Source organism: Dactylosporangium sp. NPDC005572 (genome assembly GCF_040605515.1).
Classification (GTDB): Bacteria; Actinomycetota; Actinomycetes; order Mycobacteriales; family Micromonosporaceae; genus Dactylosporangium.
Genome location: NZ_JBEXCY010000189.1, coordinates 1 through 23,130, shown reverse-complemented (window position 1 = coordinate 23,130; position 23,130 = coordinate 1). Strand labels below are relative to the sequence as shown.

Annotated in this window: 13 protein-coding genes and 1 pseudogene; 6 read left to right on the top strand and 8 right to left on the bottom strand. The window is 73.5% G+C overall.

Features of this window, described 5'->3' with window-relative positions; all coding sequences use genetic code 11:
- The first annotated feature begins 102 nt into the window (after window positions 1–102).
- On the top strand, window positions 103–1,089 hold the full coding sequence (locus ABZS66_RS48480; protein ID WP_354769837.1) for a hypothetical protein: 987 nt from the start codon (window positions 103–105) through the stop codon (window positions 1,087–1,089).
- Here the strand turns inward: ABZS66_RS48480 and ABZS66_RS48475 are convergent.
- Window positions 1,062–2,009, bottom strand: a complete 948-nt coding sequence (locus ABZS66_RS48475; RefSeq protein WP_354769836.1) for a TIGR03619 family F420-dependent LLM class oxidoreductase — start codon at window positions 2,007–2,009, stop codon at window positions 1,062–1,064. The two genes, ABZS66_RS48480 and ABZS66_RS48475, sit on opposite strands and share 28 nt — an antisense overlap.
- A 94-nt stretch (window positions 2,010–2,103) precedes the next feature.
- Here ABZS66_RS48475 and ABZS66_RS48470 point away from each other — a divergent pair, with 94 nt between their 5' ends.
- Window positions 2,104–2,610 (top strand): nuclear transport factor 2 family protein, encoded by a 507-nt coding sequence (locus ABZS66_RS48470; protein WP_354769835.1) that lies wholly within the window; start codon window positions 2,104–2,106, stop codon window positions 2,608–2,610.
- Window positions 2,611–2,629: 19 nt separating this feature from the next.
- Here ABZS66_RS48470 and ctaD read toward each other — a convergent pair whose 3' ends face one another.
- From ctaD to ABZS66_RS48440, 6 genes are all read right to left on the bottom strand, one after another.
- Window positions 2,630–4,288: a cytochrome c oxidase subunit I gene (gene ctaD, locus ABZS66_RS48465; RefSeq protein WP_354769834.1), complete on the bottom strand. Its 1,659-nt coding sequence runs from the start codon at window positions 4,286–4,288 to the stop codon at window positions 2,630–2,632.
- Complete coding sequence (locus tag ABZS66_RS48460; protein WP_354769833.1) at window positions 4,285–5,892, bottom strand: Rieske 2Fe-2S domain-containing protein; 1,608 nt, start codon at window positions 5,890–5,892, stop codon at window positions 4,285–4,287. Before ABZS66_RS48460 ends, ctaD begins: the two co-directional genes overlap by 4 nt.
- Entirely contained in the window at window positions 5,892–6,785 is an 894-nt protein-coding gene (locus ABZS66_RS48455) for an acyl-CoA desaturase (RefSeq protein WP_354769838.1), read from the bottom strand. The genes ABZS66_RS48460 and ABZS66_RS48455 overlap by 1 nt, the downstream gene beginning before the upstream one ends.
- Before the next feature lie 182 nt (window positions 6,786–6,967).
- Window positions 6,968–12,298: an AAA family ATPase gene (locus ABZS66_RS48450; RefSeq protein WP_354769832.1), complete on the bottom strand. Its 5,331-nt coding sequence runs from the start codon at window positions 12,296–12,298 to the stop codon at window positions 6,968–6,970.
- A gap of 315 nt (window positions 12,299–12,613) precedes the next feature.
- The gene (locus ABZS66_RS48445) at window positions 12,614–14,362 is read right to left on the bottom strand and encodes an ABC transporter ATP-binding protein (protein WP_354769831.1); all 1,749 of its coding nucleotides are present in this window, start codon (window positions 14,360–14,362) and stop codon (window positions 12,614–12,616) included.
- Between the two features lie 38 nt (window positions 14,363–14,400).
- Complete coding sequence (locus tag ABZS66_RS48440; RefSeq protein ID WP_354769830.1) at window positions 14,401–15,183, bottom strand: phytanoyl-CoA dioxygenase family protein; 783 nt, start codon at window positions 15,181–15,183, stop codon at window positions 14,401–14,403.
- A gap of 147 nt (window positions 15,184–15,330) precedes the next feature.
- Between ABZS66_RS48440 and ABZS66_RS48435 the strand changes: the two genes are divergently transcribed.
- On the top strand, window positions 15,331–16,191 hold the full coding sequence (locus ABZS66_RS48435; RefSeq protein ID WP_354769829.1) for an AraC family transcriptional regulator: 861 nt from the start codon (window positions 15,331–15,333) through the stop codon (window positions 16,189–16,191).
- 177 nt (window positions 16,192–16,368) lie between these two features.
- Here ABZS66_RS48435 and ABZS66_RS48430 read toward each other — a convergent pair whose 3' ends face one another.
- A complete protein-coding gene (locus ABZS66_RS48430; protein WP_354769828.1) occupies window positions 16,369–16,965 on the bottom strand; it encodes an alpha/beta hydrolase in 597 nt (198 codons plus the stop codon).
- Between the two features lie 320 nt (window positions 16,966–17,285).
- Between ABZS66_RS48430 and ABZS66_RS48425 the strand changes: the two genes are divergently transcribed.
- The 3 genes and pseudogenes from ABZS66_RS48425 to ABZS66_RS48415 all read left to right on the top strand — a co-directional run.
- The gene (locus ABZS66_RS48425) at window positions 17,286–18,596 is read left to right on the top strand and encodes a Gfo/Idh/MocA family oxidoreductase (protein ID WP_354769827.1); all 1,311 of its coding nucleotides are present in this window, start codon (window positions 17,286–17,288) and stop codon (window positions 18,594–18,596) included.
- Window positions 18,597–18,613: 17 nt separating this feature from the next.
- Window positions 18,614–22,780, top strand: a complete 4,167-nt coding sequence (locus ABZS66_RS48420) for a glycoside hydrolase (protein ID WP_354769826.1) — start codon at window positions 18,614–18,616, stop codon at window positions 22,778–22,780.
- Window positions 22,777–23,130, top strand: a pseudogene (locus tag ABZS66_RS48415) (hypothetical protein); the annotation flags it as partial. The gene ABZS66_RS48420 and the pseudogene ABZS66_RS48415, both read left to right, overlap by 4 nt.

The following is a 23,130-nucleotide window of genomic DNA, read 5'->3' as shown; positions in this document are numbered from 1 at the left end:
GTCCTTTGTTTTCCTCCCTATGTCGTTGTTTTCTTGGCGTGTCGCCCGGGGGGGGGGGGCGCGCCTGCCCCCCCCCGGCAGCTTCTCTGGAGGAGCACAGCGATGAGTGACATGTGGGCCGCGCAGCTCGTGGCGCCGTCGACGTTCGCCGACGTCCGCGTCCCGGCGCCGACGGCGGCGGCCCTCGCCCCCGGCGAGGTGCTGCTGCGGGTGCGCGCCGGCGCGATCTGCGGCAGCGACATGCCGCTGTTCCGGGGCGCCATCCAGCGCCAGGGCGGGCTGGGCAACCACCCGGACGGCGCGCCGCCCGGCGCGGGCTGCCCGATGCACGAGGTCGTCGGCGACGTGCTCGCCTCCCGCCACCCCGCCTTCGAGCCCGGCACCACCGCGGTGGGCTGGGCGCTGGGCCAGGACGCGATCGCGGAGTTCGTCGTCACCGAAGGCGACTCGCTGGTGCCCGACGACGGCGCGCTGACGCCGGCCGAGGCGGTCGTCGCGCAGCCGCTGGCCTGTGTGATCTACGCGGTCGAGCGGATGGGGAACGTGGCCGGGCAGCGGGTCGCCGTCCTGGGCCAGGGGCCGATCGGCATGCTGTTCAGCCACGTGCTGAAGTCGATGGGCGGGGCGGCCCACGTGGTCGGCGTCGACCGCGTCGACCGGTCGGCCGAGGCGCGGACCTTCGGCGTCGACGAGTTCGTCCGGGCCTCGTGCGACCGGTGGGCGGGGTCGCTCGGCGCCGGCGACCGGCCGCAGGTCGTCGTCGAGTCCATCGGGCACCAGGTCGGCACCCTCGCCTGCGCCGTCGACGCGGTCGCCGACGGCGGCCTGGTGTACTACTTCGGGGTGCCCGACGACCTGGTCTACCCGGTGCCGATGCACACGTTCTTCCGCAAGGACCTGACGCTGCGGGCCGGCACCACCAAGGACCGCCAGCGCGTGCTGCGGCTCGCCCAGCGGTACCTGCGGGAGCATCCGTCCATCGTGGACGCCTACGTCACCGACCGGCTGCCGATGGCCCGCGCCCAGGAGGCCTACGAGCGGGCCGCCGCACCGCGCGCCGGTCAGCTCAAGGTCGTGCTCGAGTGGTGAGCGTCCCGGGCGTCCCGGGCGTCCCGGGCCTCGAGAAGCGGCCGCAGGAAGCCCGGCAGCTCCTCGGCCGACCGGACGAACGCGAGCGGGTGCACGATGACGCAGTCGGCGCCCGCGTCCCACAACGCCTGCGCCTCCTCCACGACCGGCATCGCGCCCACCTCCTCGGCCGTCCGGCCGTGCGCGACCAGCGTCGTGGCCGCGGTGACGGTGACCGAGGCCGGATCGCGGCCGACGCGCTCGCACTCCGCGCGGATACCGGCGACCGCCGCCCGCACGGCCTCGACCGGCATCGGGGCCGCCCACCAACCGACACCGAGGCGCACGATGCGCTCGATCGCCCGCGGGGTCGGGTTGAAGCCGAACGACAGCCGCAGGTCGGCGCCCTGCACCGGCACCGGCATGCTGTGCAGGTCGGTGAAGTCCAGCCGCCGGCCCGCATGGGCCGCGGGCCCACCGGCCCACAGCGCCCGGCAGACGGCGACCTGCTCCTCGATGTAGCCGAAGCGCCCCTCGAACGGCCGCTCGGTGACCCGGTACTCCTCCACCTGCCAGCCCGCGCCGAGGCCCGCGTCGAGCCGCCCGCCGCAGATGACGTCGAGCGTCGCGAGCTGCTTGGCCAGCAGGACCGCCGGACGGATCGGCGCGACGAGCACGTTGGTGCCGAGGCGGGCATGCTCGGTGACGGTGGCGACCGCCGCGAGCGCGGTCAGCGGCTCGAACCAGTTGGTCGAGATCGGGTACGGGAAGCCGACGGCCACCCGGTCGCGGTGGGCCTGCTCGCTGATCGTCACGTGGTCGGGCAGCACGAGCAGGTCGACGCCGGCCCGGTCGGCCAGGGTCGCCGCCTCGAGGACGCCGCTGAACCGCCCGCCGTAGAGCTCGTCCACGCCCATCAGGTTGAACCCCAACCGCGCCATGGCGTCTCCACTTCGTTTCCTGCCAACGGATTTCCGAACCAAGCAAGTGCTTGGTAGCTTAGCGGAGAGTCGACCCGATGCCGAGGGAGCTGCGATGACGAGTGAGGAATCCGACCGGGCCGCCATCCGCGAGTTGGTGTGCCGGTACTGCCGGGGCGTCGACCGGCTGGACATGGACCTCGTGCGGTCCTGCTACCACGACGGCGCGATCGACCATCACACCGGATTCGACGGCCCCGTCGAGGACTACGTCGTCTGGGTGGAGCCGAAGCTGCGCGGCTTCGACGGGACGATGCACCTGGTCGCGAACCACCTCGTGGAGTTCGCGGGATCCCGTGCGCTGTCCGAGACCTACGGCATGGCCGTGCACTGGGGCACGCCGGCCGACAGCCCGCAGCTGAACTTCACCAGCGGCTTCCGCTACGTCGACCTGGTGGAGCGGCGCGACGGCGAGTGGCGCATCCTCGAGCGGTACGCGTCGCGCGAGTGGACCCGCTCGGAGGCCAACCTGTTCATCCCCCGGGAGGGCCCGGGGCCGGCCGGCCGGCGCGACCGGGAGGACTACGTCTACCGCCTCCGCAGCCGGCTGCCGACGGCGTGAACCCTCCCGGTCGCGCCGCTCACTCCCGGCTCTCGGAGTGCTCCGGGAACCTGGCGTCGAAGGCCGGGCGTTCGGAACGGATCCGCGGCATGCGGTCGAAGTTGCGCAGCGGCGGCGGGCAGGAGGTGGCCCACTCCAGGGAGTTGCCGTACCCCCAGGGGTCGTCGACCTCCACCACGCGCCCGGCGCGGTACGACTTCCACACGTTGTACAGGAAGGGCAGGGTGGAGACGCCGAGGATGAGCGATCCGACGGTGGACACGACGTTGAGGGTCGTGAACCCGTCGGTGGCGAGGTAGTCGGCGTAGCGGCGCGGCATGCCGGCGTTGCCGAGCCAGTGCTGGACCAGGAACGTGGTGTGGAAGCCGATCGTGGTCAGCCAGAAGTGCACCTTGCCCAGGCGTTCGTCGAGCATCCGGCCGGTCATCTTGGGAAACCAGAAGTACACGCCGGCGAAGACCGCGAACACGATGGTGCCGAACAGCGTGTAGTGGAAGTGGGCCACCACGAAGTAGCTGTCGGAGACGTGGAAGTCGATCGGCGGGCTGGCGAGCAGCACCCCGGACAGCCCGCCGAACAGGAACGTGACGAGGAAGCCGATCGCGAACAGCATCGGGGTCTCGAACGTCAGCTGGCCGCGCCACATGGTCCCGATCCAGTTGAAGAACTTGATCCCGGTCGGTACCGCGATGAGGAACGTCAGCAGCGCGAAGAACGGCAGCAGGACCTGGCCGGTGGCGTACATGTGGTGGGCCCACACGCTCATCGACAGCCCGGCGATGGCGAGCGTGGCGACGACCATGCCCTTGTACCCGAACAGCGGTTTGCGGCTGAACACGGGAACGATCTCGGAGATGATGCCGAAGAACGGCAGCGCGATGACGTAGACCTCGGGGTGGCCGAAGAACCAGAACAGGTGCTGCCACAGCACCGGCCCGCCGGTGGCGGGGTCGAAGACGTGCGCGCCGAGCACCCGGTCGGCGAGCAGCGCGAACGCGGCGGCGGCGAGGAACGGGAAGATCAGCAGGACGAGCACCGCGGTGACCAGGATGTTCCAGGTGAAGATCGGCATCCGGAACAGCGTCATGCCCGGTGCGCGCAGCGTGATGATGGTCGTGACCATGTTGACGGAGCCGAGGATCGTGCCCAGCCCGGACAGGGCGACACCGACGATCCACAGGTTCGCACCGACGCCGGGTGAGTTCGCGGCGCTGGTCAGCGGGGCGTAGGCGAACCAGCCGAAGTCCGCCGCGCCGCCCGGGGTGGCGAACCCGATCAGGGTCAGTGATCCACCGAACAGGAACAGCCAGTAGGAGAACGCGTTCAGGCGGGGGAACGACACGTCCGGCGCGCCGATCTGCAGCGGCACGATGTAGTTGGCGAAGGCGAACACGACCGGGGTGGCGAAGAAGAGCAGCATCACCGTGCCGTGCATGGTGAACAGCTGGTTGTACTGCTCGGGCGAGAGGAACGCCAGGCCGGGCTGCGCGAGCTCGGCCCGCATGAGCAGCGCCATGATCCCGCCGACGAGGAAGAACGCGAACGAGGTGACCAGGTACATCAGCCCGATCTGTTTCGCGTCGGTGGTGCGCACGAGCCGGACGAGGGCGGAGCCGCGGGGCGCCTGGCGTACCGGCCAGGGGCGGGTGACGATCGGCTTCGGCGTCAGGGCGGTCATGCGGCGCCTCCCGCGGCATGGTCGGCGGCATGGTCGGCGGCGTGGTCGGCGGCGTGCAGGCCGGCGTCGATGCGGCTGGCCCGGATCGGGTGCCCGGCGGTGGTGAGACAGCGGCCGGTGGGCAGGTCGAAGCGCCAGCCGTGCATCTGGCAGGTCAGGACGGCGTCGTCGAGCCGGGCGAACCGGGCCAGGTTCGCCTTCAGGTGGGGGCAGTGCCGCTGCACGATCCAGTCGTCGAGGGTGATGTCCTCGTCGTCGGTGTCCTGTTCGGCGTACCAGGCCTCGGCGTAGTGCAGGCGTTCGGGGGTGAGGCACTTGAAGAAGGTGTAGAGGTACTCGTTGTACTGGCCGATGCGGGCCGCGGTGAAGCGGCACGACAGGAACAGGCTGTTGACCCAGTCCGCCTCACCGGTGAACAGCAGATGCTCGACCAGGCGCCGGGCGGTGCGGAACCGGTAGCGCACCTTCTCGTCGGCGGCGTGGCGGATCTCCCGGGCGGGGAAGTCGAACAGGATCTGTTCGGTGACCCGGTCGGCGTCGTCGGTCAGCTCGAGGCGGACCGGGCCGCCGATGCCGCCGACGATGCGGTCGCTCTCCGCGAGCAGCGGATGCAGCCGCCGGCGCAGCTCCGCGAGGACGTCGAGCTCCGGATGCCGCCACGACGCCTTGGCCGCCTCGATCGCCGGGCGCTGCCGCCGCTGGTACTCGCGCAGGTATGTCTCCTTGCCGGCGAAGAACGCCGGCACGTCCGGGACCGGCTGGGTGACGTCGCAGGCGTCGACGGTGACCGTGGCCGTCGTGCCGGGCAGCAGGACGACGCCGTTGCGGCGGCCGAGACCCTCGTAGTGGTCGATGAACACCTGCTGGTCGGGGAAGATGTTGCCCTTGTCGGTGCCGAGGTCGTTGTTCGGCCACAGCTCGTCGTCGAGGAAGCACGGCGGCCCGGCGATCGGGAAGACCCAGTCGGCCGCCAGCTCGTCGATGTATCGCAGGGTCCGGTCGAACTGCCGGTCCCGCTTCTGCACGCCGAACGCCCGCTTGGCGGCCTCGGGCAGCTCGTACACCATCGGGTACCAGATCGCGCCGGAGAACTGCAGCAGGTGCGCGTGGACGTGGCCGAGCGCCGCGAACGTGGTCAGGTCGCGCGGGCGGGCGTCGTTCTGGTTGAGCAGCCGCACGCCGTCGTGCTCGACCCACAGCGACGAGTCGCCGATCGGCCCGTCGGTGGGCGACACCAGCGCCTGGATCATGACGGTCAGCCCGCCGTCGAGCGTGACGGGCTCGTTGTCGCGGGTCCGCAGGAACGAGGTGAAGCCCAGCTCGCGCAGCTCGTCCTCGAGATCGCGGGTGGGGTACTCGGGCAGCAGCACGGTGGCCCGCTTCGACACGTGCCGGCGCAGGTTCTCCGCGTCGAAGTGGTCGCGGTGCAGGTGCGAGACGTACAGGTAGTCGCAGCGGCCCAGCCGGTCCCAGTCCAGCCCGGAGTTGTCGGGGAACGGGAACCAGGAGGCGAAGAACGCCGGGTTGACCCACGGGTCGCACAGGATGCTGCCGGCCGCGGTCTCGATCAGCATGCCGGCGTGGCCGGTTCCGGTGATCCGCATCAGGACACCCGCTTCGCCACGATCCGGGCCGGGTCGGGCCAGCGCACGTCCCACGCCCACCCGACCGCCTCCCAGATGCGGATCAGGCGGGCGCTGGGGTCGAGCTGGCCGCGCAGCACCCCGTGCCGGGCACTGGTCGGCTCGGCGTGGTGCAGGTTGTGCCACGACTCCCCCAGCGACGGCAGGGCGAGCCACCACACGTTGGTGGAGCGGTCACGTGAGGCGAACTGCCGCTTGCCGAAGACGTGGCAGATCGAGTTGACCGACCACGTCACGTGGTGCAGCACGCCGACCCGGACCAGTCCGCCCCAGAAGAAGCCGGTCAGGGCACCTTGCCACGACATCGCGAGCAGCCCGCCGCAGGCGGCCGGCAACAGCAGCGAGACCGCGACCCAGAGCGGGAACAGCCGGGACACCCGCACGACGTCCCGGTCGGCGAGCAGGTCCGGCGCGTACCGGTGCTGCGACGCCTGGGCGGGCTCGAACAGCCAGCCGACGTGCGCCCAGCCGAGCCCCTTCGCCACCGCCCGGGCCGACGTGCCGTACCGCCAGGGCGAGTGCGGGTCGCCGGCGCGGTCGGAGAACTGGTGGTGCATCCGATGGTCGGCCACCCACCGGACCACCGGGCCCTCGATCGCCATGCTGCCGGCGATCGCCAGCACGATCCGCAGCCCGCGGCGGGCCCGGAACGAGCCGTGGGTGAAGTGCCGGTGGAAACCGGCGGTGATCCCGTACCCGGTCACCACGTAGAGCACGGCGGCGATCACCAGGTCCCGCCAGTGCACGCCCCATCCCCACGCGACCCACACTGCGGCGGGCACGGCCAGCGACGGCACCCCGACGAACAGCAACAGGACGAGACGCTGCCACGGCCCTTGGCGGTCGCCGGTCAGCGTGCCCGGCTCCGCGACCCCGTCATCGACGCCTACCGGCGTAGGCACCGCAACATCCGCCATCGACGCGAACCCTCCAGACCCGCCGCACCGACGGCGACGACAGGCCACAGCCGACCACCTGGCCACCGGCCGTAGCAGGGCCACATGACCCGGTACGGGGGGCCGACAGTCCCAATCGGCTAGCGGTGGGTGGGGTCGCCGTCCGCCGCGGTGAGGGGGAGCTCCGCGGACAGGCTGGTCCCTGTGCCGCGGGGACTGTGGAGCACGATCCGGCCGCCGAGTGCCTCGACCCGGTCCTTGAGGCCGACCAGTCCGGTACCGAGGGTGAGATCGGCGCCACCGATGCCGTCGTCGCGCACCGCGACGCGCAGGACGGTGTGTGCGGTGTCCGCTTCGACGGTGACCGTGGCGGTCGAGGCGCGGGCGTGTTTGGCCGCGTTGGTCAGTGCCTCGGCGACGATGTAGTAGGCGCTGACCTCGACCTGCTCGGGCAGCCGCCCCACGGCGTGCACGTCGAGGTCGACCGCGATCGGTGAGCGGCGCGCGAGCGTGCGCAGTGCCGGGCCGAGGCCGCCCTCGGTCAGGATCGCCGGGTGGATGCCGTGTGAGATCTCGCGCAGCTCGTCCACCGCGCTTCTCGCCCCGGCGACGGCCCGGTCGAGCTGCGCGGCGAGCCCGTCGAGCTCGGGTGGCAGTGCCGCCTGCGCCGCGCGCAGCTGCAGCGCCAGGGCGACCAGCCGCTGCTGGGCGCCGTCGTGCAGGTCGCGCTCGATGCGCCGGCGTGCCTGGTCGGCGGCGGCGACGACCCGCGCGCGTGAGGTGGTCACCTCGGCGCGGCTCTCGGCGTTGGCGATGGCGGTCGCGACGAGTTCGGTGAAGTCGGCCAGCCGTTGCTCGCTGTCCTCGGGCAGCCGTTCGTGCCGGGACCCGACCCCGATGGCGCCCCAGACCCGGCCCTCGACCACGATCGGGCTGGCGACGGCCCAGCGGGCTCCCTCGGGGAGGCCGGCCCAGTTCTGCACGTCCACGTCGCGGCGCGCGGCGCGGCCGGTGGCCCGGACCGACGCCATGGCCGAGCCGGCGTCGGGCCGGCTGCGCGAACCGGGTCCGGTGAGCTCGTATCCGTAGCCGCCCATCAGGGTCACGTCCCCGTCCGGCTCGAACCGGACGACCGCCGCACCGTCGGCCCCGAAGAGCGCGCCGACCTCGTCGGCCACCGTGGCGAACACGAGTTCGGGTCCCGGGTCGCGGGCGACGAGGGTTGCCACGCGCCGCAGCGCCGCCTGTTCGTCGGCGATGCGGCGGAACTGGGCGTACAGGCGCGTGTTGTCGAGGGAGACGGTGAGCTGGCCGGCGATGAGTTTGACGGCGTCGAGCCGGTCGGCGGTGAAGGCGCCGCGGATGAGCCGGTTCTCCAGCAGCAGTACCGCCCGCAGCGTGCCGCGGCTGAGGATGGGCACGGCCAGCAGCGAGCAGCAGGTGAGCCCGGCGAAGTAGGGGTCACGGCTGAACCGGTCGTCACGGGTGGCGTCGGCGATGACCAGTGGCTCGCCCGTGCGCTTGGCGTAGCGCAGCACGGACATCGGGACCGCGTGTTCGTCACCGGCTCCGCCGATCGAGGCGGTGCCGCCTCCCGGGGTCAGCACCAGCCAGTCCTGCCGGTCGTCAGTGCACAGCGGCAGGTGGACGCCGGTGGCACCGGTCATGGTGCTGAGTACCTGGACCACGCGCGCGTGCAGCCGTTCGAAGCTGGTCTCGGAGCTCAGCGCCTGCGACGCGGACAGGACGCCGAGCAGGTCGAGCGTTCCGGTCATGACGCTGACCCGGTCATGGACGTCGTCGCCGGGCACCTCGCCGCTCTGCCCGGTGATCGCTTCGAGCTGTGGCCGCAGGGTCGGGTAGGCCCAGTCCAGTTGGTGGACCTTTGCGGTCGCGCCCCAGGCGAGGTACTCCCGGCGCACTTCGACAAGGAGGTCGTAGCCGGCGTGTTCGAGGCCGTGGGCGAGGTAGAAGCGGGCCGCGTGCTCCGTGATCAGGGCCCGATGCCATGGGCGCTGACGCTGGGCGACCGCGCGCTGGGCGGCGTCGAAGGCGAGGGCGGCGGCGTGGAAGTCGCCGACGGCCCAGGCCTGCTCGGCCTCGACCAGCCGCAGCAGGTGCAGGAAGTTCGCCGGCGCGTCCGCGGCCCGGGCGGCCAGCCACTGCGTCACCTCGTCCAGCTCGGCCAGCAGCGGGCCGCGCTCGTCGCCGAGGCTCTCCCGGGCCCGCCCGGCGAGGGACAGCCCGCGCAGCACGTGGGCCAGGGCCGTCGGGTAGTTCCTCCCGAACATCGGCAGCAGCGGCGTCGCCGCGGCCGTGTGCCGCGCCAGCCCGGCCGAGTCGCCGAAGACGGCCGCGGCGAGCGCATGGTTGACGTGTGCGTGGAACAGGGCCATCGGGCTGTTGGCGTACCTGTCGGGCGCCGTGTCACCGGCCGCGCCGGCGCCGCGCAGCACAGCGACCAGCCACTGGTATCCGTCGAGCCACCGGGTGAACTGTTCGTTGCCGATGCGTCGCCCGAAGGCCAGCCCCGCGTCGACCTCCGCGACGCAGCTGTCCAGCGAGGGCGCGCTGTCCAGCAGGCTCACCACGGTCGGGTAGTAGGTGTACTGGGCGTTGGCCAGGTCACCTCCCGCGATCAGCCCTTCGCGGGCCCGCCGGGCGTCGTGGAGACTGTGCTCGATCGGCTCGAACCAACCGCCGACGACCGCGAGCATGAAGCGCGCCTGCGACGTGTAGGGCTCGTAGCCGCGGGCGTCGCCCAGCGCGACGATCCGCTGCGTCGCCCGGTATGCGGCGGCATAGTCGCCACGCAGCTGTACAGCGGTCGCGGCGGCGATGCCGGCCGGGCCGAGCAGGGCCCGGGCCGGGCCGTGCTCGAGCCAGATCCGCATTGCCTCCAGGGTCAGCCAGGCCTCGACGGGGTCCGCGGCGAAGTAGGCCGCCGGCACCACGGCGTTGATCAGGCGGGCCGTGGCGAGCAGCACCGGATCGGTGATGTCGGGGCGGGTCAGCTCGTCGGGGCCGCCGGTGTGGTCCAGCCACCGGTACAGCAGCTCGGCCTGATGGTCGAGCCCGGCGGGGAGCCGGTCCGCCGCCGGAACGGCCAGGCCGAGCTCCCGCAGCGACGCGACACCCAGCCCGATCGCCTCCGCAAACCGGTTCTGGTGGGTCAGGCTGCGCAGCTGCACGCACGTCGCGTCGACCAGCTGCATGGCGGTGCTGCACAGCCCCTCGATCGTGCGGTACTCCTCGTCCGCGTCGTCCAGGCGCCCGATGCTGTACAGGGCGGCGTGACGGCCGGTGTGCACCTCGACGAGCGTGGCGGTGTCACCCGGGTCGACCAGCCGCAGCGCGGCGGTCAGCAGCGCGTTCACCAGCGCGTGGTTCCCGGTCAGCGTCGCCTGGCCGGCGGCGCGCCGCAACAGCCCCACCACCACCCGCCGCTCCGCGGGATCGTCGACCGCGTCGACCACCGGCAGGTACTGCTCCGCCGCGACCGCGAACAACTCCGGCACCCTTGCCAGCCGCCGCGCCATCGCCAGCTGCAGCGTGTGCCGCCGCCGCGGATCCACCCCGCGCAGGACCACCTCACGGATCCGGTCGTGGCGGAACCGCACCGCCTCCCGGACCCCGGGCTCCATCACCAGGAGCCCTTCCCGGAAGGCGGGCGCCAGCTCCTCCTCGACCACGCCGGCCGGCGCCGCGATCGCGGTCTGCAGGAGGCAGACCTCGGCTCGGCCGCCAAGGCACGCCATCGCCTCCACCATCCACCGCGACGGCTCCGGCATGGCCTCGACCCGCGCCTCCAGTATCCCGGCCAGGTCCGACCGGCTCAGGTGGGCGCGGACCTCCGCCGGGTCCCACCGCCACTCGCCGGCCGTCGCGGTCAGCACGCCGTCGCGGCGCAGCGCGTTGAGCAGCTCCACCGTCTCGTACGGATTGCCGGACGTGTAGCGACCGACCACCTCGGCCAGGCCCGCCGCCTCGACCTCGTCCGTGTGCAGCATCGCGGCAACCACGGTGACGAGGCTGGTGGCGGGCAGGTTGCCCAGCCACAGATGCCGCACGCCCGGCTGGCCCCGCCATCGGGACAGCGGCACCGCCAGCGGATGCGCCGCGTCCACGTCGCCTTCGCGGTACGCACCCACCAGCAGCAGGCCACCGACCGGCTCCTCGCACAGTGCGATGTCGGCGAACCCGAGCGACGAGCGCCCCGCCCACTGCAGGTCGTCCAGGAACAGCACCACCGGCCGCTTCGGCGAGGCGACCGCACGCAGGACGTCCACCGCCATCTGCTGCGAGCGGACCTGCGCGGTCAACGGATCCCCGGGGTCCGCCGGCACGGCCAGCAGCGCCGAGAACTCCGGCACCAGCGCGGTCAGCAGACCCGCGTTCGGCCCGAGCACCTCCAGGATCCGCCCGCGCACCTCGGCCAGCGCCGCCTCCGGCTCGGCCAGCAGGAGCCGGCCCAGTGCGCGGAACGCCTGATGGACCGCGTCGAACTCCAGATCCCGCCGGTACGGGTCGAACTTGCCCGTCAGGAACCAGCCGTCACTGCCCGTCACCACCGGCCGCAGTTCGTCGACCAGCGCCGTCTTGCCCACCCCCGGCGCGCCGCCGATCAGCACCCCACGACACCGGCCCGCCAGCGCCTCCGCAAACGCCGCCTCCAGCACCGACACCTCCGCGTCGCGACCCACCAGCCGCGACGGCGGCAACAACCGCGGCGGAACGTCCCGCTCACCGACCCGCAGCCCGTCCGCCGCGGCCGGGCCGGCATCCCGCAGCCGCTCCAGGTCGTAGAGCACGCCGTCGGCCGTCTGGTACCGGTTGTCGGGCTCCTTCTCCAGCAGCTGCATGACGATCTCGGACAGCGGCGCCGGCACGGCCGGGTTCACCCGCGCCGGCGGCGCCGGCACCCGGGCCAGATGATCATGGATGAGCCGCAGCGGGTCGCCGGAGCCGAACGGCGGCGCTCCCGTCGCCAGCTCGTACAGCGTCGCCCCCAGCGCGTACAGGTCGGCCCGCTGGTCCACCGACCGGCCGGTACGCCCGGTCTGCTCCGGCGCCATGTACGCCAGGGTCCCGACGATCTCGTTGTGGTGCGTGAACTCGGGCCGGATCTCGGCCAGCGAGGACGCCAGGGCGAAGTCCACCAGACAGGGTGCACCGCCGCGGGAGATCACGATGTTCGCCGGTGCGATGTCGCGGTGCAGGACACCCCGCCGGTGCATCCCCGCCACCGCCCGGGCCAGCCCCGTTGCCAGCCCGATCAGGTCGTCGACCGCCATCGGCGTCGCCAGCCCGGCCAGGCTGACCCCGCCGGAGTCCACCAGCACGATCGACCCCGGCCACCGCGGCGCCTCCACCAGTTGCGCGACGCCCTCGACCCCGCGCAGTCGCTCGAGAATGCCCACCTCATGCGCCACCCGCTGCCAGCCGCGCGGTCCCAGCGGCTCCTTGCGCACGACAGTGCCCCCGGCAAACACGAGGCGCGTGACACGCGTCTGTTCGCTCTCATGCACTATTTCCGTCCGAACGGGCGGTTCTCGCCCCACCAACACCCAGCTGCCTCCGACATCCGAACGTATGCCCGGCACACCGCCCGCTGCCACCGATGGACCCGATGGCCACCTCGCCGTCCGCGTCAACCCGATCGGCCAGCTCCGACCACAAGAGCCGCCCAGTCGTCACTGAGCGATATGTATCCACCGTACGGCGGGGCCAGCTGGACCTACCAGCAACCGATCCGGGGCCTGCCCGGCAGCGTGCCGCGTCGAGGCTCAGGCGCGCTGGAGCCGGTGCAGCCGGGCGAGGCGGCCGCCCCGGGCGACCAGGTCGTCGTAGGTGCCGAGCTCGGCCAGCCGGCCCTCGGCGAGGACCGCGACCCGGTCGGCGTCGCGGACGGTGGAGAGCCGGTGGGCGACCACGAACGTGGTGCGGCCCCGCATCAGCCGGGCGAGCGCCTGCTGCACCAGCGCCTCCGACTCGCTGTCGAGCGCCGACGTCGCCTCGTCCAGCAGCAGTACCCTCGGGTCGCGCACCAGCGCCCGGGCGATCGCCAGCCGCTGCCGCTGCCCGCCGGACAGCAGGGCGCCGCGCTCGCCGACCACCGTGTCCCGGCCGTGCGGCAGCTGCTCGACGAACTCCAGCGCGTTCGCGTCGCGCAGCGCCGCGGTCACCGCGTCCTCGGTCGGGCCGGGAAGGCCGTAGGTGACGTTGTCCCGGACCGAGCCGTCGAACAGGACCGGGTCCTGCGGTACCACGGAGACGAACCGGCGGTACGTGCGCAGGTCGATGTCCTCCATGTCGACGCCGTCGAGCAGGATCCGGCCCTCGGTCGGGCGGATGAACCCGATGAGCAGGTTGAGCACCGTCGACTTGCCGGAGCCGGAGGGCCCGACCATCGCGATCGTCTCGCCGCTGCGCACGTCCAGGCTGACGCCGGACAGCGCGGCCGGGCCGGCGCCCGGGTACCGGAAGCCGACGTTCTCCAGCGTGACCGCGCCGCCGACCCGCGTGACGGCCCGCTTGCCCTCGTTGCGCTCCAGGTCCGGCGCGGACAGCACCTCGCCGATCGAGCGGATCGACTCCAGGCCTCTGGTCACGATCGGGGCCAGGCCGAGCAGGCCGATCACGGAGTTGGTCAGCACCGCGAAGTAGGTGCTCAGCAGGACCACGTCGCCGGCGCTGACCGGCGAGAACCCGGTCCGGGCCGCGAGCGCGGCGCCGACCAGGCAGGCGGCGCCGAGCAGCTGGTACGTCACCCAGGACAGCGCGCCGAACCGGCCGTTGACCTGGTCGAGCCGCACGCCGGCGGACCGTACCTGCTCGACCGTCACGCGCAACCGGTGTACGGCCTGCTGCTCCACCGCGTGCGCGCGGGTGATCGGCATCAGGTGGGCCATCTCGTCCACCCGCGCCGAGAGATCCTCGACCCGCCGGCGGAACTCCGCGTTGCGGGCGCCCGAGCGGCGCCGGGCCATCGCCACCAGCACCGCCGTGAACGGCACCACCAGCACGAACAGCGGCACGAACTGCGGCACCCGCAGCGCGGTCAGGCTCAGCGCGCCGGCGAGCGTCAGCACCGCCGAGGTGCCCGACTGCGCGACCTGCTGCAGCATCAGCTCGACGTGCTCGACGTCGCGCACGACCTTCGCCTGCAGCAGGCTCGGGCCGGACCTCGTATGGAAGCCGATCGACAGCTGCTGCAGCCGGCCGGCGAGCGCGGAGCGCAGGTCGGTGCCGAGGTGCCGCACGACCAGGCTCAGCTGCCGGACCCACAGCAGGTGCATCGGCGGGTTCTGCAGCAGGATCACGGCCAGCACCGCCGCGGCGCGCCACAGGTCGGCGACGGGCCGGTGCTCCACGACGACGTCGATGATGTCGGCGGTGAGCAGCGGCAGCAGCCAGACCGGGCTGTCCTTCGCCACGAACGCGGCGACGGCCAGCGCGATGCGCCACTTCCCGGGCGCGAGCAGGCGCACGACGGTGCGCACCGGCCGCCGGCCGTCGAACTCCGTGCCGTCCATGCGCACCGCCCGGTTCCCCGGCTCCCCCGGTTCCGCCGTCAGTCCTGGCTACCGCGGAAGGGAAAGTGCTCGCCGGCGACGTAGCGCGGGTGCGGCTGGTACCCGTTGACCCCCGGCCGGCCGCGCAGCAGGAACGCGCTCGGGTACGGCTGCTCGTCGCCGGTGATCCGGGTGGACGTGGGGATGTAGCGGATGGTGAGGCCGCATCGCCGGTGCGGCGACGTGTTGGCGTTGCTGCCGTGCACGATGTTCGGGTGGTGTACCTCGACGTCGCCGGGGGCGAGCACCATGTCCACCGCGTGGTCCTCGTCCACGTCGTCGACGGGGATCTCGACGCCGAGGACGTTCTCCACCCGGTCGTTGACGAGCACCTGGCTGAAGTCTCGCCGGTGGCTGCCGGGGACGAGCCGGACGCACCCGTTCTCCGGCGTGGAGTGGTCCACGGCCAGCCAGAGGGTCACCACCTCGACCGGGTCGAGCGGCCACAGCGAGCCGTCCTGGTGCCACAGCACGGGCTGCCCGGAGAACGGCGGCTTGCTGATGTAGTGCGACGCGAACAGGGCGATGTCCGGGCCGATGAACGTCTGTGCGATGTCGAGCAGGCGGTCGTCGCCGACGAGGCGCAACCAGAACGGGTCGTCCCTGACGTACAGGTGGCCCAGCTGCTCCGGGCGCACGTCCGGATGCCGCGCCTGCAGCCAGGCCACGTGGTCGCCGGCCTCGGCGACGAGGTCCGGGTCGAGCACGTCACGGAAGATGACGTACCCGTCCCGCTCGTACTGTTCCCTGGCGTCCCTGACGCTGTCCTGGATGGTCGGCACGTCGGCTCCTCTCGGCAACGGTCGCGGACCACTGTCGCCCGCCGGCCGTGGCCGGGGATAGCACCCTCGGCGCGAGAACATGCAGTCTGTTGATCGCGACGACCTCGGTGTCACCACACCCGTGACCCGGACTTGTAGCGTGTTGACATGGCCGAGACGGTGGCCCGGTTCCGGTTCCAGGAGCACGCGCTCGGCCGGCCCTACCACGCCGCCCGGGTCACGATCCGGGGCACCTCCGAGCCGCACCTGCACGTGGACTACTACGAGGTGATGGTCGTCATCGCCGGCTCGGGCGTGCACCGGCTGCGGTCGGGGCGGCAGCCGCTGCTGCCCGGCCACGTCGTGCTGGTCCGGCCGCGCGACCAGCACGCCATCATCGGCGACCCGGCCACCGGGGTCGAGTTCTTCAACGTGGCCTTCTCCCCCGCCGCCTGGCGCTCCTTTGTGGACGTGGCCGACCTGCGCGGGCCGGCGGCGTGGGACGCGGCGCCCGCCCCGCCCCTGCTGCGGCCGGGCGAGCCGGGCCACGCGCGGCTGCTGCGGGCCTGCGAGGCGGTGCTGCACCGGTTCCCGGCCGACGCCGCCATGCTCGACCTGGTGCGGTTCTGGACCGAGGTGTGCGCGGTGCTGTGCCCGCCGGACGCGGCCCGGCCGGCCGACCCGGGCCGCGCCACCCCGGAGTGGCTCTCCGCGGCCTGCGCGGCCATGCGGCACGAGGCGAACCTGCGCGACGGCGTGCTGCGGCTGCTGGAGCTCACCCACGTCAGCCCCTCGCACCTGTCGCGCAGCATGCGCCGGCACTACGGCACGACACCCACCGCCTACGTGACGGACCTGCGGCTGCAGCACGCCACCGCACTGCTCGCCACCACCACCGAGCCGGTCACCGGGATCGCCCTGCGGTGCGGGTTCGCCAGCCAGTCGTACTTCAGCCGGTGCTTCACCCAGGCGTACGGCGTCTCGCCCCGCCGGTTCCGGCACGATCTGCAGCGCAAGTACGTGCCGTGACCCGGCTCGCGGCGGGCGGCCGGGCCGACCGGCGGTGCCCGCTCGGGCTCTCGCCGGTGACCTGCCGGAAGACCCGGGCGAAGTGCTGCCCGGAGCCGAACCCCGCCGCGAGGCCGACGGCGGTCGGCTGGAAGCCGGCCCTGACCCAGGGCGGGCGGGACACCGCGGCGGCGGGCATCAGTCGACCAGGGCGGCCAGCAGCTCCGGGAAGGTCGCGCGGGCGAAGTGCCCGTAGCCGTGGAACTCCCGGTACCGCAGGCCGGCGAGCGAGTCGCGGACGGTGCGGACGCTGACCTGGATCTCGTCGAAGTCGTCGGCGGAGTGGAACACCGTGAGCCCACCGGTGCGGGCGGCGACCTGCCGGTCGAGCGGGGCGTCGAAGAAGCCGGGTGCCTGCCGGCCGGTGGGGTCGAGCCAGGGTGCCACGAGCACGACCCGGCCGACCGTCACGTGCGGGTGCTCGCCGAGCCAGCGCAGCAGAAAGCCGGCGCCGCAGCTGTGCGCGGCGAACAGCGTCCGCGGGGTGATGTCGTACCGCTCCAGCTCGTGCCGCCAGGCGGGGTAGTCCGGCGCGTAGGCGAGCGGCAGCTCCGGCGTGTGGGCCGGGATGTCCCGCACGATGAGCTGCTTGGCCAGCCAGGGCAGCCAGTGGTGGTTGCTCGGCGACGGCACGGCGGGGTCGTAGAACTCCGCCTTGCCCGGCTTGCCGTGCAGGATCAGCGCGTTGGCCGGACGGGTCGTGGTTTCCGGTCCGAAGTCCGTCGGTTCAGGCACGAGGGTCACCGCCCCCGGCGCCTGCGGTCGAGCGCATGGATGACTCCTCGTTGCCGGGGCCCGGCGACATCGCCGCGTACCGTGAGCATGGCTTCTGGATCTCTCCTGTCATCGTCCCGGCGGCGGTCCTGTACGCCGGCGAGCACGACACCGGCCCCGACGGGTGCCCGACCACACCGATCCGCGCATCTGTCCTCAGCTCTGGCCGCCGCATCGCGCATAGCCTACGGGTTGTTGTTGGACCGGTCCACTGCTAGCGTCCTCACCATTGGACCGGTCCACCATTGATCCACCACTGACCGCAGCGTCGAGGAGATGCCATGGCAGCGTCAACGCCACCGAGCCGGGTCGCCATCGTCGGCACAGGACACCGTGCCCAGCTGTTCACCGCCGCGCTGGCGAGCCGCCCGCGGTACGACGTGGTGGCGCTGTGCGACCCCAGCCCGACCCGGATGGCGTTCCACAACGCGCTGCTCGCCGACCACGGCCGCCCGCCGGCCCGCACGTGGGCGCCGGACGACTTCGGCACGATGCTGCTCACGGCCGCGCCGGCGCTCGTGGTGGTGACGTCGACCGACGCCACCCACGACGCGTACATCGTGGCGGCCCTGCGCGCCGGGGCGCGGGTCATCACGGAGAAGGCGATGACGACCGACGCCGCCAAGGCCCGGCGGATCATGCAGGCCGTACGCGACACCGGCGGCGACCTGAAGGTGGCCTTCAACTACCGGTTCAACCCGGTGCACGCGAAGGTCCACGAACTGCTGCGCGGCGGCGCGGTCGGCGAGGTGATCTCCGTGCACTTCGAGTGGCTGCTCGACGTGCGGCACGGCGCCGACTACTTCCGTCGCTGGCACCGGTATCGCGAGCACTCCGGCGGCCTGACGGTGCACAAGGCGAGCCACCACTTCGACCTCGTCAACTGGTGGCTCGGCGCGCGGCCGCGGACGGTCTTCGGCCGGGGGCGGCTCGCCTTCTACGGCGCCAACGGCAAGCGCAACGGTTACGCCCGCGACTACGTCCGCGCGCACGGCTCGCCCGCGGCGCAGGACGACCCGTTCGCGATCCAGCTCGCGGACAACCCGAGCCTGCGCGCCCTGTACCTCGACGCCGAGGCCGACTCCGGTTACGTCCGCGACCAGAACGTGTTCGGCGACGGCATCACGATCGAGGACGACATGGCCCTGCTCGTCGAGTACGACAGCGGCGCCTCGATGACGTACCACCTGACGGCGTACTCGCCCTGGGAGGGGTACCGGGTGATGGTCAACGGCAGCCGCGGCCGGCTCGAGCTCGAGGTCGAGGAGGCGGCGTGGACCAGGCCGGCGCAGCGGGTCGAGTCCGCCCGCGGCTCCGTGCACGGCGACCTGGCCGCGGACACGGCCGGCGGGGCGCGGATCCTCGTGCGGCCCCTCTGGCAGCCCCCGCAGGAGGTGCGGGTCGCCGCGTTCGACCACGCCGGGCACGGCGGCGGCGACCAGCGGATGCTCGCGGCGCTGCTCGACGACGCCCCGGAACAGGCGGACGACCGCGCCACCGCCGAGGACGGGCTCCTCGCCCTGCTGCCCGGCCTGGCGGCGAACGAGTCGTTCCGCACCGGCCGGCCGGTCGACGTCGCGACCCTCCTCTGACACCGGGGAGACGTCCGATGCCGTTGCGCATCAGCGCGATCGAGTCGACCGACCTGTTCGTCGGCACGCCGGAGCGGCCGGCCCAGGTACTTCGGGTCACCGTGTCGGGGGCGGGCGCGGGTGTACCGGTTGAGCTGACGGTCGAGCCGACCGGCGCCACCGCCACGCTGGCGGACGGGACCGTCGCCGCCGAGATCGGCGTGCCGCTGCCGGGCGCGCCGGGCGACACCGTCCCGGTGACCGTGACCGCCCGGTGCGGCGCGCAGACGGCGCGGCGGGACGGCACCCTCGTCGTCGCCGAGCCGGGCTGGACGGTGCACATGGTGTCGCACTTCCACTACGACCCGGTGTGGTGGAACACGCAGGCGGCCTACACCAGCGAATGGGACGCCCTCCCGGGCGCGGCGCAGCGGTACCGGCAGGCATGGCAGCACACCGGCTTCGACCTGGTCCGGGCGCACCTGGAGCTGGCCCGGCGGGACCCGGACTACCGGTTCGTCCTGGCCGAGGTGGACTACCTCAAGCCGTACTGGGACAGCCACCCCGCCGACCGGGAGCTGATCCGCCGGCTGCTCGCCCAGGGCCGGCTGGAGCTGATGGGCGGCACCTACAACGAGCCGAACACCAACCTGACCGGCGCCGAGACGACGATCCGCAACGTCGTGTACGGGCTGGGGTTCCAGCGCGACGTCATGGGCGGCGACCCGGCGACGGCCTGGCAGCTCGACGCGTTCGGCCACGACCCGCAGTTCCCCGGCCTGATGGCCGACGCCGGGCTCACCTCCAGCTCGTGGGCGCGCGGGCCGTTCCACCAATGGGGGCCGATGATGCGGGTCGCCGGCGAACCGGTCACCGACGCGTCCGCGATGCAGTTCCCCAGCGAGTTCGAGTGGATCTCGCCCAGCGGGCGCGGCCTGCTGACCAGCTACATGCCGGCGCACTACAGCGCGGGCTGGTGGATGGACTCGGCGGCCACCCTCGCCGAGGCGGAGGAGGCGGTGCTGCGCCTGTTCCGGCTGCTAAGGCCTGCCGCGGCCACCCGCAACGTGCTGCTGCCGGTGGGCACCGACTACTCACCGCCGAACAAGTGGCTGACCGAGATCCACCGCGACTGGAACCGCCGCTACGTCTGGCCCCGGCTGGTGTGCGCGCTGCCCCGGGACTTCTTCGCGGCCGTCCGTGCGCAACGTCCGCCGCTCAGCCCGCAGACGCGGGACATGAACCCGATCTACACCGGCAAGGACGTGTCGTACATCGACACGAAGCAGGCCCACCGCGTGGTGGAGGACCTGCTGGTCGACGCCGAGAAGTGGGCCACGCTCGCGGTCCTGCACGGGCACGCGCGGTATCCGGCCGAGGCGCTGGACCGGGCGTGGCGGCTGCTGGTCTACGGCGCGCACCACGACGCGATCACCGGCACCGAGTCCGACCAGGTGTACCTCGACCTGCTCGCCGGCTGGCGCGAGGCGCACGACCTGGCCGGCACCGTCCACCACAACGCCCTGGACCACCTCGCCGCGCAGGTCGACACCGCCGGCCCGGGCCGGCCGGTGCTGGTGTTCAACCCGTCGTCGTGGCCGCGGACCGACGTCGTCACCGTCGACACCCGCGAGACCGGCGGGACCGGCGGGGCGGTGACGCTCGTCGACGGGGACGGCGCGCCGGTGCCGGCGGTCATGGAGGGCCGGCGGCTGACGTTCACGGCCCGGGACGTGCCGTCGCTGGGATACCGCACGTACCGGCTGGTGCCCGCGTCCCGCCCGGCGCCGGGCTGGACCGCCGTCCCGGGCCACGCCGCGGCCAACGACCGCTACCGGGTCACGGTCGACCCGGCCCGCGGCGGCGCCGTCGGCGAGCTCACCGAGCTGGCCTCCGGCCGGCAGCTGCTGACACCCGGGCGGGTGGGCAACGAGATCCTGGTGTACGACGAGTACGCCGAGCACCCCGTGTTCCACGAGGGCCCGTGGCACCTGCTGCCCACCGGCGGGCCCGTGGCCGCGTCCGGCGACCGGCCCGCGGCGTCGGTCCGGGTCGAGCGCAGCGCGATCGGCGAGCGGGTCACCGTCCGCGGCGCGGCCGGCCCGGTCCGCTACACGCAGGTGCTGACGCTGTGGCAGGGCCTGCCGGGGGTGCACTGCGTCACCCGGATCGACGACTTCACCGGCAGCGACCAGCTGGTCCGGGTCCGCTGGCCGGCCGGCGTGCCCGGCGGGCTGCCACTGTCGGAGGTGGCCGGCGCCGTCGTCGGCCGCAGCTTCGCCCACCCCGACGTCGACAGCGCGCGGCACCCGTGGACGCTGGACAACCCGGCGTACCGCTGGTTCGGCTCCGGCACGACGGCCCGGGTGACGCTCACCGACCCGGCCACCGGGGCGGTCGGGCACCGGGCGATCGGCGTCGCCGAGGTGATCCTCGCCGACGCCGACGCGGCCGGCACGCTGGGCCGCGCCGTCGCCGTGGCCCTGGTCCGCGCCGGCGTGACGGCGACGTGCACGACCGCCGACGGGCCGCGGTACGGCCGGATCGACCTGGACTCGAACCTGCCCGACGTGCGGATCGTGGTCGGCGGCCCCGAGCGCAACGCGTTCACGGCGCGGCTGCTGGCCGAGGCCGGGCCGGCGTACCGGGCCGAGTTCGACCGCCGGCGCGCCGCCACGGGAACGGCCCGGCTGTGGCTGCCCGCGACCCGGCCGCGGGAGCGGACCTGGGTCCCCGGCGCCGACCTCACCGGACCCCGCGACCTGCCGGTGCTGCTCGTCGCGGGCGCCGGCACCGACGCGGACGCGGTCGGCGGGCTGGTGGACGACCTCGCCGACGCCCGCGTCGAGGTGGCCCAGCCGGCGGCGACCTGGCCGGTGGAGCCCTACGAGGAGCGGACCGTGGCGGTGCTGAACCGCGGGATACCGGGTTTCGCCGTCTCCCCCGACGGCGGCCTGTACCTGTCGCTGCTGCGCTCCTGCACCGGCTGGCCCACCGGCGTGTGGGTCGACCCGCCGCGGCGCACCGCGCCGGACGGCTCCCCCTTCGCGCTGCAGCACTGGACGCACACCTTCGAGTACGCGCTGGCCGCGGCGGACGGCGACTGGCGCGCCGGTGGCATCACCACCGCCGCGCACGACCTCAACCACCCGCTCGTCGCCCGGGTCGCCGAGCCGCACCCGGGCCGGCTGGCGGCCACCGCGGCCCTGCTCACCGTGTCGCCGGGCGCGGTGCTCGCCGCGCTGAAGGCCACCGGCGAACCCCTCGCCGCGGGCCGCGCCCCCGAGGCCGCCGACCCGCGCCTCGGCGTCACCGCCCGGCTCGTCGAGCCGCACGGCGGCACCGCCACGGTCGCGGTCGCCGGCCCGGGACTGTCCGTTGCCGGCCGTGCCGACCTGCTGGAACGCCGGCAGCCGACCGGGACCGGAGCGTTGGAGATCGGCCCGTTCGAGATCGCGACCGTCGCGCTGGACGCGACCCCGGCGGGCACCGGGCCCGATCCGGTGGACCTCGCCCCGCGGGCCGAGCCGGTCCAGCCCGTCCACGCCCGGTACTGGCTGCACAACAAGGGCCCGGCACCCATGGGCAACCAGCCGGTCAGCGTCCACCTGCACCGCCGCGGCGACACGGTCGAGGTGACCGTCGCCAGCGACCTCACCGACGCGGCCTACGACGGCACCGTGTGGATCACCGCGCCACCCGGCTGGACGGCCGACCCGTTCGAGCGGCCGGTCCACCTGGCGCCCGGCGGCTGGACCCGCTTCGCGGTGGCGCTGGCGGCCGGCCCGGGCGCCGCGGGCGGCGTCGTGACGGCCCGGCTCACGCACGCCGGCAGCACCGTCGAGGACGTCCTGCCGGTCGATGCCGAGTCCGGCGCCGGCGGGGGCCTGCTGGAGGTCACGCTCGACGCTGGCGAGCTGCGGCTGCGCCCCGGTGCGCGCGGGACGCTGCGGGTGTGGCTGACGAACCCGGCGGCGCATGCCGTCCACGGGGAGCTGCAGGTGATCAGCCCCTGGGGCACCTGGGACCTGCTCCACCCGGCCACGCAGGGGTTCGCGGTGGCCGCCGGCGACCGGGCCGGGTTCGAAGTGACGGTGACGGTGCCGGACGGCGCCGGGCCGGGCCACTGGTGGGCCCTCGCCAAGGTCATGTGGTTCGGCCGGATCGCGTACAGCGCGCCGGCCCGCATCGTGGTGACTGCGTGATCGTCGCGTGGGTCGACGGCGAGCCGATCGGCCGGGACGAGGCGGACGCGCAGCTCCGCGAGCGCTACCGGGCCCCCGGCGGGCACGCGCTGCCCGCACCGGGCACGGCCGAGGGGCGCCAGCTGCGCCGCTGGGTCGTCCAGGTGCTCGCCGTGCGGGCGGTGCTGGCGCACGAGGCGGACCGCCGGGGCCTCACCGCGTCCGGTGCCGCGCCCGTGACGGACCGGGTGGCCCTGGGCAGCGTCGCCGCGGCCGCGCTGGCCGGATCGCCGTACGCCGCGGCCGTGTTCGACGCGGTGGCACGCGTCGACCTCCGCCGCGGACACGGCGGTCCCGCGGGTCACCGCGTC

Excerpts from the sequence above, each read along its gene's own strand:
- ABZS66_RS48480 (WP_354769837.1), top strand. The coding sequence starts at position 103 with ATGAGTGACATGTGGGCCGCGCAGCTCGTGGCGCCGTCGACGTTCGCC.
- ABZS66_RS48475 (WP_354769836.1), bottom strand. The coding sequence starts at position 2,009 with ATGGCGCGGTTGGGGTTCAACCTGATGGGCGTGGACGAGCTCTACGGC.
- ABZS66_RS48470 (WP_354769835.1), top strand. The coding sequence starts at position 2,104 with ATGACGAGTGAGGAATCCGACCGGGCCGCCATCCGCGAGTTGGTGTGC.
- ctaD (WP_354769834.1), bottom strand. The coding sequence starts at position 4,288 with ATGACCGCCCTGACGCCGAAGCCGATCGTCACCCGCCCCTGGCCGGTA.
- ABZS66_RS48460 (WP_354769833.1), bottom strand. The coding sequence starts at position 5,892 with ATGCGGATCACCGGAACCGGCCACGCCGGCATGCTGATCGAGACCGCG.
- ABZS66_RS48445 (WP_354769831.1), bottom strand. The coding sequence starts at position 14,362 with ATGGACGGCACGGAGTTCGACGGCCGGCGGCCGGTGCGCACCGTCGTG.
- ABZS66_RS48435 (WP_354769829.1), top strand. The coding sequence starts at position 15,331 with ATGGCCGAGACGGTGGCCCGGTTCCGGTTCCAGGAGCACGCGCTCGGC.
- ABZS66_RS48425 (WP_354769827.1), top strand. The coding sequence starts at position 17,286 with ATGGCAGCGTCAACGCCACCGAGCCGGGTCGCCATCGTCGGCACAGGA.
- ABZS66_RS48420 (WP_354769826.1), top strand. The coding sequence starts at position 18,614 with ATGCCGTTGCGCATCAGCGCGATCGAGTCGACCGACCTGTTCGTCGGC.